Source organism: Flavobacterium sp., assembly GCF_041392085.1.
Classification (GTDB): domain Bacteria; phylum Bacteroidota; class Bacteroidia; order Flavobacteriales; family Flavobacteriaceae; genus Flavobacterium.
The window spans coordinates 540,664-553,971 of sequence record NZ_JAWKMW010000004.1; the positions used below are offsets into that span (position 1 = coordinate 540,664).

Consider the following 13,308-nt stretch of genomic DNA (forward strand, 5'->3'; position numbering starts at 1 on the left):
AATATATTGTATCAATAAATCCGATTAGTTTCTAATCGGATTTATTTTTTTATTCAGCATATTTTTTCCCATCAAATTTTAAAACACCTGCTTCTTTTTTGATTTCCTCTTCTTCTTTACAGTCTCCATCCTCTGTTTCAAAATTTCTCGTTTTTGCAATAGTATTTTTAATAGTAAAATCAAAATATCCATTCGTTTTTTTATCACTTACAATAAGTGTCTTTTTTTCTGATTCAAATTCACCTTCGCAATTTCCATTCCATTCACCACTGCTTTCTTCCATAGAAAAATTATGCAAAATATTTTTCAAAGTTCCTTTTTCTTTTACAAATAATGATAGTTTTTGGTTATGGTAAGGATTTACTCTTGAAGAACCAAAATAGTGAACGCTTATACCAAAAGCTCTTGTAGACTCATTTACCAAATAAGGAGCTGTGTCGATTTTTATCTCGTCTAAACGAATGGCATCTGAAACCCAATCGTTAGTTTTACAACTTTCAAAATATTGGTGCGTAATAGTTTTGGACTTTAAATCTACAATGGCAATATGTGAGTTTAGTTTAAAAAATTCTTCTTCTTCGCTTCCTTCCACAATTTCGGGAATTACTACAATAGCTTCCTTAGGATTGTTGGGTTGCAATTTAAACGCTTCTAAATCTTCAATTCGTTTGGAATTTTCTATATTTAGCTCTTTAGCAACAAAATCTAAAATGGATTCCTTTTCAGAAATTTCTTTTAATTTTCCATCGGGTAATATTTTAATAATTCGTTGCATTTCTTCTTTTTCATCAGCATCTTTAACAAAAAAATTAGATGTAATTAAAATTTCATTTTGGTCAATGGTTGATTTGGTTGTTGAGTATTCATATTCACCATCAGAAAAAATAGCTACTTGTATAGAATCAATAATTTTGCCCTCAAAATCATAATTGATTAACCAGTGTTCTTGATCTATTTCCCCAATTTTAATTTTTAGAATTGCCGTATAAAATTCGGTTGACAGATTTAATCGATAGCCCGATATTAATTGATAATTATAATTTTTATTATACCAAAGTTCATAAATAGAAGGTAGATTGAAAGCAACTGGATTCATTTCAGTTAGTATTTTTTCATTCTTAGAAATGATTGCTTGTATTGGAACACTTTTTATTGGTAATTTATGAAATGCTTCTTCAAAAGTTGCATTGCCACTCGTTACTTCTACTAAAGATTCTAGTGCATTTTCATTTACTTGAGATTCTTCATTTTCATTTTTTGTATTTTCTTTACATGAAAATAATAGTGTGATTGATAGTGTAATAAAAAATAAAAATGTTTTCATTAGTTGTTCACTTTAATCCAATTAGTATTGAGTTCAAAATTTTTGTTTTTAGATTTTACAGTCATAAACCATTTATTATGATGTAATACTTCTACTGTACGCTTATTATATCCTAAAGCTCCCATGTCTTGCATTTGGAATTCAACTTTAAGATTTTGATTTTCTTTATTTATAAATAGTACATTATTGGTTTTCCAAACACGTGAAGAAAACACAATTTTTGTTGGACCAATAATTAATATAAAGACAATTACCAAAAAGGGAAATAGTATACTTTTTATTTTAGGATTTAATTGTTTATGAAACATTCCATTGACAACCAAAACAATAGGTGTGCTTACCAAAATTCCAAAATAGACTACTGATTTTAATTCTTGATTCGTAATATCTACATTGGTAAAACTATCGATACAAAAAAGAAGGAATAGTAAAAAAAATATTCCATTTATGATTGATATGAAAAGATTATATTGACTTTCATTTTTCATTTTTTAATTCTTTTTGCATCTATAATGGTTTCTTTAAAATCTAACGTTTCACCATCACCTGCTATCCAAATGCTATCCATTTTCCAGGTAATTTGTAGGGTTTCATTCTCTGAAAAATTATATTTTTTTTCTTGTTCCCAATCGAAGTTATGTATTAGGATAACTTCTTGAAAATCCTTTTTTCCGAAAAGTAATCTGTAATCACCATCATCATTATAAGAATTGAATTGAATGGTATCTTTATAAGTTTTATTTAACAAAATGGCTTCATTGGGTCGAATAGTACTTGTAAAAACATCTTTTACAATGTTAAATTCCCCTGAAGCATTGACATGGAATTTTGAAATTTCAATCACGGTTTCCTCTAAGTCTGTTTTGTCGATTATGGTCACAAAATTCTTTTCGATGGTTGCTGTTTTTTGGGAAATGCTTTCGGCAATTTCATCATAGGCAATAACTTTATAGTCGATTATATCTTCGGAATCATTATAATTTATGAGAATTATTTCAAGTTCGTGTTCGCCTTTGAAAGCATTGATTACAATAGAATAAAAACGTTTTGAAAATTCTAATTTATAAGCTGATCGAATTGAATAAGCATCCTTGTATTGGGAATAGTCAGTGAAAATTTTGTCTAATTTTAAAACTACTTTTTCTTCTTCGGTAAGGAATCTATCATTCGCTACGTTATCGAAATTCGTGGTTTCATCTAATGGTAATTGTTTCAATGGAAGTTTTTTCCAAATGTCTAGAAATGTGAAATGTGCATTTACTTTACCTTCGGAATCTATAGTTGAAATTTGAGTTTCATTATGCTCATTTTTTTCAACTTTTGAATGACATGCATAGAATAGAACAATTGATAAAGTGATTATTATTAAGCATTTATTTTTCATTTCTTTATTTGAATTTTTACAGAATCGGTATTTACAAATTCACCTTCATGATAAAAACCAATTTCACCACAAATTTTTGAAGAATCATTGTTGCAAGGTGCATAATAAAATTCAGCCAATCTATACTCTGGATACATTCCTAATTCTTCTGAGACAAATCCACCTAAATCTTCTTCATTATCGATAAAATAACTTGTACCTGCTTCACCAAGAAAACCTAATGTTCTTCCACCATCTTCATAAAAGTAAATACAATCTGTTTCATTTGAGTAAGAAAGTTTATTTTTTTGTTTATGTTGCGTTCTAAGATGTTCTTTAATTTTTTCTAATATTGCTTTTTTTACCAGTAAACTGTCTTTTTCAGGGTTTTCAACAATGTATAAATTAGAATAAACTTTGGATTGAATAAATTCCATTCTCGTAAAAAAGACTTTTTTTATTGCTATTACTAATCCCAAAGCAAATAGTAAAGTAAATAACCATTTTATTCTTATTTTCTCTTTTAATGTCCATTTTACCAGCTTGAAAATCGCAAAAAGTAAAGCGAACAAAAGAAGTAAAAGCAACAAAAGAAGTAGTATTAGCAAGGGTTTAAATTTTAATAATTATACATATCTAAATCATCAAAATTCTTAATTTCTGATAGATTAAGTAATTTGTCTATTTTAATTTTACTCCAAGTTTCTTTGAAAACCTCATCGCCTCCTTCTGCATTTTCATTAATATTTTCTCTAACAAGTTTCTTTTTGGTTAAAAAATTAATGCTTGTTTCACTATTTACAACTGGGCCAAAATTACTACTTGAATCATAGCCAATTAATTTGAATTTTGAATCTTGATATCTAAAGGTATAGTTCCAAAAACCATAACGACCATGACTATAATGAATAATTAAGTTTCCTTTTTTAACATCAAAAGAAAGTTCCGGAGCATAATAAACGCCACCATCTTCATTTTCTGAAGAAAAACAACTTAGGTTTCCAGTAACTTTTTGATAGTCGCTTTCGTTTTTAAATAAAATGATTATTCCTCTTCGATTGCGATCTACAACTTCATCAAAACGATTAATTTCAAAGTTGTCTTTACTTGTTCCTTTTATGATAAGAATGCAGTCCTCTTGATTGTCTTTGTTAAAATCACCAAAAACTTTTTCATATAGAATATAACCTTGTGGAATGAAGTCTTCAACTCTATTAGTCTGAGCTTGACAAGTAAATTTCACAAAGAAAATAAACAATAATAGTGATAAATATTTCTTCATTTTTTCAATCTACTATTTGCTTAGTATGATGTTCAAAATGAATCACATAATCTTCAATTAAGAATTTGAAATTTATAATTTCTCCATTTGATAATATGATTTCATTTTTAAGTGTTGAATTCTCCTGAATCTTTATTATTTGAATTATTCTCTTGTTTAAAGCACATAATAAATCAAGAATATCATTTGTAGATGAATTTTGATAACTATTTGCTTTTACTAATTCATCTTGATTGTAATTTTGTAATCGATATGGTTTTTCTTTAAATTGTATTTCAGTAAATCGTTGTAGATTATAAATTCCGGAATCTACTAAATGACCCAAAATTTCTTTTTTTGACCATTTTTCGGGATTAATTTTCTCGGACAAAATTTCTTCAGAAGCCTCTAAAACATATTTTGAAACTTTGGAAACCCAATATTCAAGATGCTCTACTGTGTTTGTCATTCACTTATTTCTTTTTCAAATCCATAGTCTCTTTCTACTTTCGCTATTCTGGTTTTGTAAGATTTGTACCAATATTTTCTTCCGGTTTCTTGAGCAATTTTATGCTCGGTATTCTCTTTCCATTTTTTAATTGATTCTAAATCTTGCCAATAGGATACGGTAATTCCTATGTCGTTTCTGGCACTTTCTATTCCAAGGAATCCTTCTTGTTGACTTGCCAATTCAACCATTTGCTCTGCCATTTCTGAGTAGTCTTCATTATTTTCTGTATTTACTGAACTGAAAATTACCGCATAATATGGCGGTTTTGGTGTAGTTGCTATCATGCTTATTTATCCATTATAATTCTTGCTTCAATATCCATTTCTTAGTTGGTTCAATCCAATCCTTTATTGGTTTGTAGAGAAATCCATGACCTAAATGGGTTTTTAATTCTATTTGCTCAAATTTATTTGTATGATTCTCTTTGTTTTCCCAATAATTATAATTTTTCCCAGCAATACTGTCTGATAAATCATAAATACATAAAACTTGTCCATGAAATTTCCAATCATTATTCTGCTCCTGGTACTCATTGTTTCCGGCAAGTAAAACATAATTTACAGGATTCAAATTTTTGTTAGAAATATGACTTGCGATAATTGCTCCTTTGGAAGCTCCAATTATGGTGATATCTGTCGGTTGAACTCCTGTTGTAATCAAACTGTCTATTTCTTTGGAAATCTTATTTGCATAGTCGATATAATCAACATTTTCAGTTCTAACTTCTGCAATTACAACATGATCGGGTGCACTAAATGCCTTAACTATACTGTCAAATTCATATTTCCCATATTCTTCACTGATTGCATTTTTCCCTTGAATTTCAATTATTCTGCCGTGTAAATAATAAATGTATTTTTTGTTGTTTTGTACTCCAATACCACAGGCCATTATAAGTGATATAAGTAATCCTAAAACAAAGATGTATTTTTTCATTTTCATACTGATATTATTTTTTCTTTGTTTTAAAAGCTAACTGATAGTCTATTAGTCTAAATCCATTTAAACTTTTAAAATTTTTTACTATTAATTGATAATTCCAATTGGGTTTAAGTTCGTTTATTTCTAACGTCAAACTTTTCTTATCTTCAGACCAACCCATGATACTTTTAATTTGAATGGAATGTTCTTGACCCATATCTCCAAAATCAAACCCACGACAACAATCATCCATTGGTTCAGAAAAGTCAATGGTGATTTGAGAAGTTTTTGGATTTACTTTTTGGCTCCCATTCTTGAATTGTTTTATAGCAATAATTTTGGGACGTTTGTTTTGATACTCAGTATATAAATCCTTTAGTGTTTTGGGCAAAAAATTAGTTCCATCAACAATTTTTTCTACTTCGTTTTCATTGGTATATTCGAGTTCAATTAATTCTTTTATTGCTTTCTTTTTATCAGTGGATGTGTTGAAATGTCGTTCAGCAATTTCATAACCAATGTAATAACCCAAATCTCTCACTTTTAAATGATTTGAATTTTCACCCCACAACCAATTGTAAATATTCTCGCCCGTAAACAGGTCTTTCACAAATTGTTTGACAACTTCACTTTCATTGGCTTTTCCGAATTTTATGGCAGGAGCATTTGATGCTTTTTCGGTAACTTTGCAAGATACAAATTCAGCAACTCCTTCGTAAAGGCAATAGCTCAACAGATTGTCTACGAATTCTTTTTGTTGTGTGTGAATATATTCGTGTGTACATAATAAACCTATTCCTTTTATTGGATTTTTATACTCAACAAAAAACGGTTTCCTCCATTCCGGTAATTCGTCTATAACCGTTTTTTCATCTGCTAGTGAAATCTCTGAACCAATTAATACTTTATTTTCGTGTATGGTTCCTCCGGTTCGAAAAGCTCCTATTAAAAAATAAATAGGCCTTTGCTTTAAGTCCGGATAATACACCTTTAATTTTTGAATATTACTTTCTATTTCCGGATATAACTCACTTACATTTAAAGTGTTATTCTTGATTGAGTTCCAAAAATTGGGGCAATTGTTGATGTAATCCAAAAATTCTTTTTGCGAATAATTTCTAACCAATATTAAACTCTTTAGTCCTTCAGTGGCTTTATCTAAATAAAGTTCTTTGAGGAATTTTTGTTGAAGCAAAGAATCTTTTGTAGTTGTAATTTTATCATATGCTTCCCAAAAATTTTCAATATCTTTAGAAACAAACGATTGCTCAAAGTCTTGCGAAAAAACAAAATTTGAAAAAACTAAAAAAGGAATTATTATTGCGTATTGTTTCATATATTTTGGGTTTAGATTTGTTGAGCTAAAAAAGTTCATGAATAATTGACATCATCCTTGTTCTTCAATAATGGACTCTCCGTTGGAATAATCACCCGAAGTCCATTGCCACGTTTCGTGTAGCCGAATTTTTCCGTTTTCCAGCATTTCAGGTTTTGATTGACAGACTCCTGTCATCAGTTCTCCTTTTTGGTTTACTTGATGGTATCGCATATCAATTTCCCCTTTATCATTAACCAGGCCAATCAAATGTCCTTTTATTATTTTACCACCGGAGTATTTTGATGTCAAAATGTTACCCACTTGCTTGTAAATAAAAACCGTTTCGCTGGAAGTCTCTCCGTTTTCAGTGTTAACGACTGGTCTGAATAGTTTGTTATTATAATCAATCATATATGTTTATTTGAGGTCTTCCAATTGATCCAAAACATAACATTGTTCCCAGTGTGCCATACCAATTTTTGGGTAATAATTGACTGCTTTTGGAGCTGATAAGAGAATCAATTTTGCTTTAGGTGAAGCTAGTTTTGTTTGTCGTATTAACTCTTTTCCAATTCCCATTTTTTGATATTTTTCGTCCACAGCCAAATCGGATAAATAGGTACAATAATTAAAATCTGTCAATGAACGAGCAACACCAATTAATCTCCCATTTTCTCTAGCAGTAACAATCAAATTACCGTGTTCAATCATTTTGGATAAGGTTTCTTCATTATCTACAGGTCTTCTTTCTCCTAAAGTAGAATTAATTAAAACATTTTTAAATTCTTCTATCGAAATTTTTTCTTCAATTTGATAATTAATTGTTGTCATTAGTGGTAAGTTTTAAAAGATATATCCAATATTTCTTGTCATATCGAGTAAGTTCTCGAACTATTTTAAATCCGAATCCCTCATAAATATGTCTTGCTGCATGCATAAATTCTGAGGTATGTAATGCCACAACCTTTTCGTTTGTTTCCTTAGCATAATTTATACACATTTGGGTCAATGCTTTTGCAATTCCATTACCTCCAAAGTTTGGGTTAACTCCAACCATTCTGATATAACTCCATTGTTCATCAAACATTTCGGTTGGATGCCCATTAGAAACCAAAAATGCCATTCCAATAATTTCATTTTCGTATTCACATAAGAAACATGTAGAAGTTTTCATTAAGTATGTAAAAGTTTCTGGATTTGACATAAAAGAACTGTATTTGTTCCAATTCTCGGGTGTCATTGCGTGTTTATGTTGACTGTAAGAAAGAATACCTAATTCTTGTAACTTGACCTTGTCTTTTATTGTTCCTTTTCTAAATTTAAAATCCATTTTATGGGTCCTTATTACAGCTTTACACAAACAATCTCTAAATAATAATAACTTTTCAAAAAAATCAATGAAAAACTTTAACAATACTAGAAATTACTAAAAGTACTGAAACTCTTATTAACATGAAATAATTTTCCCAATTATCTTCTTCCATACTTTTAAAAATACACCCAACCATCAATTGATAATTGGGTGCAAGAAAAAAATAAAATATTAAACTAATTACCTATTTCAACTACAATTAATTACTACTTAATAAACAATTTGTTAACCAATGGGTTTTGTTCTTCAATTTTAAACTTATCTTATATTCATATCTAACAAAAAAATATCTAAAATTTACTTTTTAATAAATTTATAATTTTCAGTTTTATCTTCATTCATGATTCCTAGCATATATAATCCTGATTGCAGTTGACTCACATCTATAGAATTATCAGCATCAAGTGCACCTTCCATAATTACTTTTCCTGTTATATCCACAATTAAAAAAGGATGACTGTCTTTCTCAACACTATTGATATATAATTTGTCAGAAGCTGGATTAGGATAGATAAAACCAGAGCCACTATTAGTTAATTTTACGTTGCTTGAAACTTCTCTATTAACCGAAGTGTTTACACAAAAAGTGGTTGGTAAGTAACTCCATATGTTTGTATTAGAAGCGATTACTTGATTACTTTCTAAAATAAAACCTCCGGGTGTAGAACTCCATTCATCAAAAATATCGAAACTATAAAACCCTGGACTTAATGTTATTTGTTCAACTAAAGTACCACCAGCTAATGAAAAAGAATAATTTCCCCCTGATGCTACTATGTTATTAGTTGCATCTTTAATATTCCAATTAACACCAGGTGGAAAATCACCAAAATTTATTGTCAACATTAGATTACCATTTCCACCGGTACATAACATAGGTGTAATTACTGATACTGTATTGCTTGAATTAGATTCATGACCAGCCGCATCTATTGCAGTTACACGAAAGTTATAATTATTATTTGGGATTAAATTGTTTAATGTAGTTGATGTTATATTAGTGACAGTTTGAAAAGGTGACAAGCCATCATAAATCTTATACCCTATAACTCCAATAGCATCAGTTGACGCATCCCAAGTTAGCACTGTTGAATAAGAAGTCGTATCAGAGGAAACAAGATTGATTGGAGCAGTAGGAGCAGTAGTATCAACCCAAATACTATCTATATTGCTTAATCCTGATACATTACCGGCTGCATCGAATGCTTGTACCCTAAAGTCATATATTACATCACTAACCATATCTTGTGGAACATTATACGATGTGGTTGAAGAAACACCAATTAATGAGGAGTTTCTATAAATGGTATAACCCAGAACACCAACATTATCTGTAGAAGCATCCCAAGAAAGTGTTGCAGAGATAATATTATTGGAAGTTGTATTAGTCGCAACTAGGTTTAATGGTGTTGTGGGTGGGATATAATCTGTTTGAGGAGTTAACAACCCAACGGCACGCCACGCTTGAGCAGTTGCAATGTGCTCTGGTGAATTTGTACCAAAAAGTACCTTTGCAGCATAAAGGGAAGATTCACAGGTATAATGATAATTAGCTGTTGGGACTAAATATACTTTTAGATTTCTGTAAGCTATTGCCGCTGCTTTTTCTATTCCTATACCACTAAAATTATAGCTATAACCATTATCATTAGTACCACTTCCTCCAACTGCTAATAGATAAAACCATTTGTTGTGAACACCGGAATTGGTATGCACCCCATAATTATCATCTGGGGTAGTTTGCCAATATTGACCAAGATAAGTGTCCGGATCCCCATTAGATTTAGGATTACTTAATGAACGTATCCCATTAGGAGTAAAAGCTGCACCGCACAACCAATCATTAGTTCCTTGTCCAAAATTTTCTACCATTTCGCCAAAAATATCAGCAAACGATTCGTTTATAGCACCGGATTGATTAGAGTATATTAAATCAGCAGTATAATCAATAACGGCATGGGTAAACTCATGACCCACAACATCTAAAGAAGTGACCGGTCCCATATTAGTTCCATTTCCTAAAGAAAATAGCATAGCACTGCCTGTCCAAATAGCGTTCGCATTTGCACTTGGTGGTGTTATGTAAGATTTTATAAGAGCTCCATTTCCATCAAAAGAGTTGCGATTATGCTTTTGTAAAAAATACTGATGCGTTCTTTCTGCTCCCCAATGCACTTGAACCGCTTCGGGATTCAAATTGAAATTATTTGTAGAGCTTATATAATCTGTTGCATTTTGCAAACTACCATTTGTAGCATTCAAGGTTTGAATACCATTACCGGAAACCGTTTGACGCAACCGATAGCCACCCGAAAATTGTTCCGCTCTAAAGTTCTTTACACCATTATAAAGCGTTGTACCAATTGCACCAATATTTGATTGATGAATTTTATTTTTTTCAAAAATTACTTCTCCTGTATGAGCATCTATATAAACATCTGCTCGATACAATGGTTTTTCTGCATAAATTTCCAGTCGGTAAGCCAATCTATCTCTTGTATTAATGTTTTCCAATTTAGGAAAAACTACTAAAGTTGGATTTGGTCCTTCATAACCTATTGCCTTAACAGAAGAATCATAATAATTTTCTGCGTTTACGTGGCGTTTAGCAATTGAAATAGCATTTTCTTTTGAAATTGTTGGAATTGTTTCCATTTCATTCATTAGAAAATAATCACCATTAATCGCTTGAAGTACTCCGTTTTTCAAATGAGTTTTGTAAATTCCAAATTCAACGGGTAATGTGTTAAAATACTGTTGATAGGTTTCGTGTACGATTTTTAATTCGTCTTTTTGAGAACTTATTTTAACAAAAGAAGTTTTTTCAGATGTTTTAAGAAATTCTTTCAAAAAATCAGACCTGTTCTCCACTTTTAAGGGTGTAGATTCATCAAAGGTTACAAATTGAACAACTCCTTGTTCATTCACTAGTTGTGATTTTACATGGGAAGAAAAAGTATTATCCTGAGCAAACACAATATTTCCCATCATTAATGGAAAATAAAGTAAATATTTGAATGTTTTCATACGATAATGGAATTAATTATTCAATTTTATATGATTTATAAAACAAAAAGTAGATTATTGTATAAGCACTTTTTTAACTACAGTTCCCTCATTAAAATTCAGCGATATAATATAAATACCTTTTGAAAATGAAGACGAGTCTATTGCTGTCTCCGTACCGCTTGTAATTTCTTGACCGGATAGATTATAAACAGTATAACGATTTACTTGTAACCCATTATCTGTTCGAATATTTATACTATTTTCAGTTGTAATCAACTGAATTTTATTTTCCAATTCAAAATTAGACGTGCTTAGTGCATCTTCAGTAACCGGATTAAATCCAGTCCATAGTGCACCTGAATCTGTTACGTAGGTTCCTAATGTCCCTGCTGGAATGTGTAAATGGATCGTGCTGCGTGCCTGATTAAAAGTATCTGTATTGATTGAACCACTTGTAGTAATTGTTGGTGGCACTACACCTAAGCAATAAATATCTGTAATGGCATTTATTCCACCCATTCCTCCAAAAGCAATTACTCCTATATTGGTAACACTCGCAGGTATAGTAATATTGTTTAAAGCACAAAAACGAAAAGCAAAGTCTCCAATTGTTGTAAGATTGTTTCCTAACACAAGATTTGTCATATTTTGGTTTTGAGCAAAGGCTCCTTCGTCAATATTAATAACACTATCTGGAATTGTAAGTGTTGTTAGATTGTTTATAAAAAAAGCTTTTTCTCCAATATTTACGATAGTGTTAGGGATTGTAACTGCTGTTAAGCCTTTACTTTGAAAAGAAAAATTTCCTATTTCAGTAATACTATATGTTTCACAACCTCTTGAAACAGTTGTAGGTATATTAACCACGGTTCCTCCTGTGGTATTATAATTGGTAGTCTTTACGGTGTTATTTGTTGTAGAGGTCACTGCATAGGTAATATGATTTACTGTGAAGTTTCCTGTTAATCCTTCTGCAACATTATTAAAACCTGTCCATGTTGCGGTAGCATAGTCACTTGCGGTTCCGGATGGTATGGTTAAGTTGATATTGCTTCGGCTTTCGCCAAAAGAATCATTAATTCCTCCTGTTACGATTACCGGTGGTGCGGTAGCTTCAGAAATAACACAAGTTAATGGGTTAAATGAGAAAGATTGCATTCCCAAAGTTAAAACACTAGCGGGAATAGTTAGTGTTGATAGTTGATTGTTATTAAACGCAAACATACCAATATTTTCTACATTGCTCCCAATGGAAATAGAAGTTAGTGATTGGTTAACAAAAGCAAAATCACCAATGCTTGTTATAGTATATGAGGTATTATTATTTATTACGCTGTCAGGAATTGTTACAGCTACACCACTTGACCCTGTATAACCAGTAATCTCAACTGTATGATTAGCCGTAGAGGTAACATTGTAAGTAATAAAATTATCCGTAAAAGTCTGCGAATAGCTCATAGAGGCTATTACAAAAGTCATTAAAATAAGTACTTGTTTTTTCATGATTGGGGTTTTTGAGTTAATTTATAAGTTCTTTTTAATAATCCATTTTAATTAATTCTCCGGCTAAAGTGTAGGAAAAACTAAAAGTAGTTCCTCCATTTTTAGGTTGTAACATTACCACATATTCGGCCTTAGAAACCTCACCTGTGTCCGGATATTTTACAGCTGCCAGATGCAATTTTGGTTTTTCTAATTTTTTTTCTTCAGTAAGTTGCGTTTTAGATTTTTCAACCAATTCGCCTAATTTTTTTAAGTTATGGCTTTCATTTAATTGAAACATAAAATCAGCTGCTTTTGTTCCTTCCGGAATTTCAATCGTAACCTCAGATGTTTGGTTCCAATTGTCTTGCGTTTGATTCCATTGTGCCATTTTTAATGATTCCGGATTATCGGTAACGGTTACGCTAACAATATTCCCAATTGACTCATTGTAAGTAATCGACAAATCCGTATAATAAGCTTCTTCACCAAATTTATCTTTAATTTGGCTTTCAATTACCGAAAAACCAGTTGCATTGGCTTCTTGTTTTGAACTTCCACCGCCACAAGAGGTAAAAACTAACGTTGAAATAAGTAATAATGAAAAAGTGAAAATTTTTGTCATATGGTAGGTGTTTTAAAATTATAACTAAATGTAGGTACAGTTTTTACAACATAAAACACCCAACCAATATCCGATTCCTTTGAATCGATATTCGTTACCGTTAAATAAAAATTTGAATTAGA

Annotated in this window: 15 protein-coding genes; all 15 read right to left on the bottom strand. The window is 30.7% G+C overall.

Features of this window, described 5'->3' with window-relative positions; all coding sequences use genetic code 11:
• Nucleotides 1-49 precede the first annotated feature (49 nt).
• Nucleotides 50-1,324, bottom strand: coding sequence for a hypothetical protein (locus R2782_RS02520; protein WP_371266490.1), 1,275 nt, complete (start codon nucleotides 1,322-1,324; stop codon nucleotides 50-52).
• Nucleotides 1,324-1,812: a hypothetical protein gene (locus tag R2782_RS02525; protein ID WP_371266491.1), complete on the bottom strand. Its 489-nt coding sequence runs from the start codon at nucleotides 1,810-1,812 to the stop codon at nucleotides 1,324-1,326. Before R2782_RS02525 ends, R2782_RS02520 begins: the two co-directional genes overlap by 1 nt.
• Nucleotides 1,809-2,708: a hypothetical protein gene (locus R2782_RS02530; RefSeq protein WP_371266492.1), complete on the bottom strand. Its 900-nt coding sequence runs from the start codon at nucleotides 2,706-2,708 to the stop codon at nucleotides 1,809-1,811. The genes R2782_RS02525 and R2782_RS02530 overlap by 4 nt, the downstream gene beginning before the upstream one ends.
• Nucleotides 2,705-3,124, bottom strand: coding sequence for a hypothetical protein (locus R2782_RS02535; RefSeq protein ID WP_371266493.1), 420 nt, complete (start codon nucleotides 3,122-3,124; stop codon nucleotides 2,705-2,707). Before R2782_RS02535 ends, R2782_RS02530 begins: the two co-directional genes overlap by 4 nt.
• Before the next feature lie 182 nt (nucleotides 3,125-3,306).
• The gene (locus tag R2782_RS02540; RefSeq protein ID WP_371266494.1) at nucleotides 3,307-3,969 is read right to left on the bottom strand and encodes a hypothetical protein; all 663 of its coding nucleotides are present in this window, start codon (nucleotides 3,967-3,969) and stop codon (nucleotides 3,307-3,309) included.
• A 4-nt stretch (nucleotides 3,970-3,973) separates the two neighbouring features.
• Nucleotides 3,974-4,417: a DinB family protein gene (locus R2782_RS02545; protein ID WP_371266495.1), complete on the bottom strand. Its 444-nt coding sequence runs from the start codon at nucleotides 4,415-4,417 to the stop codon at nucleotides 3,974-3,976.
• Nucleotides 4,414-4,743, bottom strand: a complete 330-nt coding sequence (locus tag R2782_RS02550; RefSeq protein WP_371266496.1) for an antibiotic biosynthesis monooxygenase — start codon at nucleotides 4,741-4,743, stop codon at nucleotides 4,414-4,416. The genes R2782_RS02545 and R2782_RS02550 overlap by 4 nt, the downstream gene beginning before the upstream one ends.
• A gap of 13 nt (nucleotides 4,744-4,756) precedes the next feature.
• On the bottom strand, nucleotides 4,757-5,401 hold the full coding sequence (locus R2782_RS02555) for a hypothetical protein (protein ID WP_371266497.1): 645 nt from the start codon (nucleotides 5,399-5,401) through the stop codon (nucleotides 4,757-4,759).
• A 7-nt stretch (nucleotides 5,402-5,408) separates the two neighbouring features.
• A complete protein-coding gene (locus tag R2782_RS02560) occupies nucleotides 5,409-6,716 on the bottom strand; it encodes a DUF2268 domain-containing putative Zn-dependent protease (protein WP_371266498.1) in 1,308 nt (435 codons plus the stop codon).
• A gap of 51 nt (nucleotides 6,717-6,767) precedes the next feature.
• Nucleotides 6,768-7,109, bottom strand: coding sequence for a n-acetylglutamate synthase (locus tag R2782_RS02565; protein WP_371266499.1), 342 nt, complete (start codon nucleotides 7,107-7,109; stop codon nucleotides 6,768-6,770).
• Between the two features lie 6 nt (nucleotides 7,110-7,115).
• Nucleotides 7,116-7,529 carry a GNAT family N-acetyltransferase gene (locus R2782_RS02570; protein ID WP_371266500.1) on the bottom strand — a complete coding sequence of 138 codons (414 nt, stop codon included), beginning with the start codon at nucleotides 7,527-7,529 and terminating at the stop codon, nucleotides 7,116-7,118.
• Nucleotides 7,516-8,028, bottom strand: coding sequence for a GNAT family N-acetyltransferase (locus R2782_RS02575; RefSeq protein ID WP_371266501.1), 513 nt, complete (start codon nucleotides 8,026-8,028; stop codon nucleotides 7,516-7,518). The genes R2782_RS02570 and R2782_RS02575 overlap by 14 nt, the downstream gene beginning before the upstream one ends.
• 339 nt (nucleotides 8,029-8,367) lie before the next feature.
• Nucleotides 8,368-11,097 carry a M4 family metallopeptidase gene (locus tag R2782_RS02580; RefSeq protein ID WP_371266502.1) on the bottom strand — a complete coding sequence of 910 codons (2,730 nt, stop codon included), beginning with the start codon at nucleotides 11,095-11,097 and terminating at the stop codon, nucleotides 8,368-8,370.
• A gap of 54 nt (nucleotides 11,098-11,151) precedes the next feature.
• Complete coding sequence (locus tag R2782_RS02585; RefSeq protein WP_371266503.1) at nucleotides 11,152-12,582, bottom strand: leucine-rich repeat protein; 1,431 nt, start codon at nucleotides 12,580-12,582, stop codon at nucleotides 11,152-11,154.
• A 34-nt stretch (nucleotides 12,583-12,616) separates the two neighbouring features.
• Nucleotides 12,617-13,186 carry a hypothetical protein gene (locus tag R2782_RS02590; protein WP_371266504.1) on the bottom strand — a complete coding sequence of 190 codons (570 nt, stop codon included), beginning with the start codon at nucleotides 13,184-13,186 and terminating at the stop codon, nucleotides 12,617-12,619.
• Nucleotides 13,187-13,308 lie beyond the last annotated feature (122 nt).

Bases quoted from the DNA above. Each gene is read 5' to 3' on its own strand.
- R2782_RS02590 (WP_371266504.1), bottom strand. From the start codon at position 13,186: ATGACAAAAATTTTCACTTTTTCATTATTACTTATTTCAACGTTAGTT.
- R2782_RS02575 (WP_371266501.1), bottom strand. From the start codon at position 8,028: ATGGATTTTAAATTTAGAAAAGGAACAATAAAAGACAAGGTCAAGTTA.
- R2782_RS02585 (WP_371266503.1), bottom strand. From the start codon at position 12,582: ATGAAAAAACAAGTACTTATTTTAATGACTTTTGTAATAGCCTCTATG.
- R2782_RS02560 (WP_371266498.1), bottom strand. From the start codon at position 6,716: ATGAAACAATACGCAATAATAATTCCTTTTTTAGTTTTTTCAAATTTT.
- R2782_RS02545 (WP_371266495.1), bottom strand. From the start codon at position 4,417: ATGACAAACACAGTAGAGCATCTTGAATATTGGGTTTCCAAAGTTTCA.
- R2782_RS02570 (WP_371266500.1), bottom strand. From the start codon at position 7,529: ATGACAACAATTAATTATCAAATTGAAGAAAAAATTTCGATAGAAGAA.
- R2782_RS02535 (WP_371266493.1), bottom strand. From the start codon at position 3,124: ATGGAATTTATTCAATCCAAAGTTTATTCTAATTTATACATTGTTGAA.
- R2782_RS02520 (WP_371266490.1), bottom strand. From the start codon at position 1,324: ATGAAAACATTTTTATTTTTTATTACACTATCAATCACACTATTATTT.
- R2782_RS02530 (WP_371266492.1), bottom strand. From the start codon at position 2,708: ATGAAAAATAAATGCTTAATAATAATCACTTTATCAATTGTTCTATTC.
- R2782_RS02525 (WP_371266491.1), bottom strand. From the start codon at position 1,812: ATGAAAAATGAAAGTCAATATAATCTTTTCATATCAATCATAAATGGA.
- R2782_RS02540 (WP_371266494.1), bottom strand. From the start codon at position 3,969: ATGAAGAAATATTTATCACTATTATTGTTTATTTTCTTTGTGAAATTT.
- R2782_RS02580 (WP_371266502.1), bottom strand. From the start codon at position 11,097: ATGAAAACATTCAAATATTTACTTTATTTTCCATTAATGATGGGAAAT.
- R2782_RS02565 (WP_371266499.1), bottom strand. From the start codon at position 7,109: ATGATTGATTATAATAACAAACTATTCAGACCAGTCGTTAACACTGAA.
- R2782_RS02555 (WP_371266497.1), bottom strand. From the start codon at position 5,401: ATGAAAATGAAAAAATACATCTTTGTTTTAGGATTACTTATATCACTT.
- R2782_RS02550 (WP_371266496.1), bottom strand. From the start codon at position 4,743: ATGATAGCAACTACACCAAAACCGCCATATTATGCGGTAATTTTCAGT.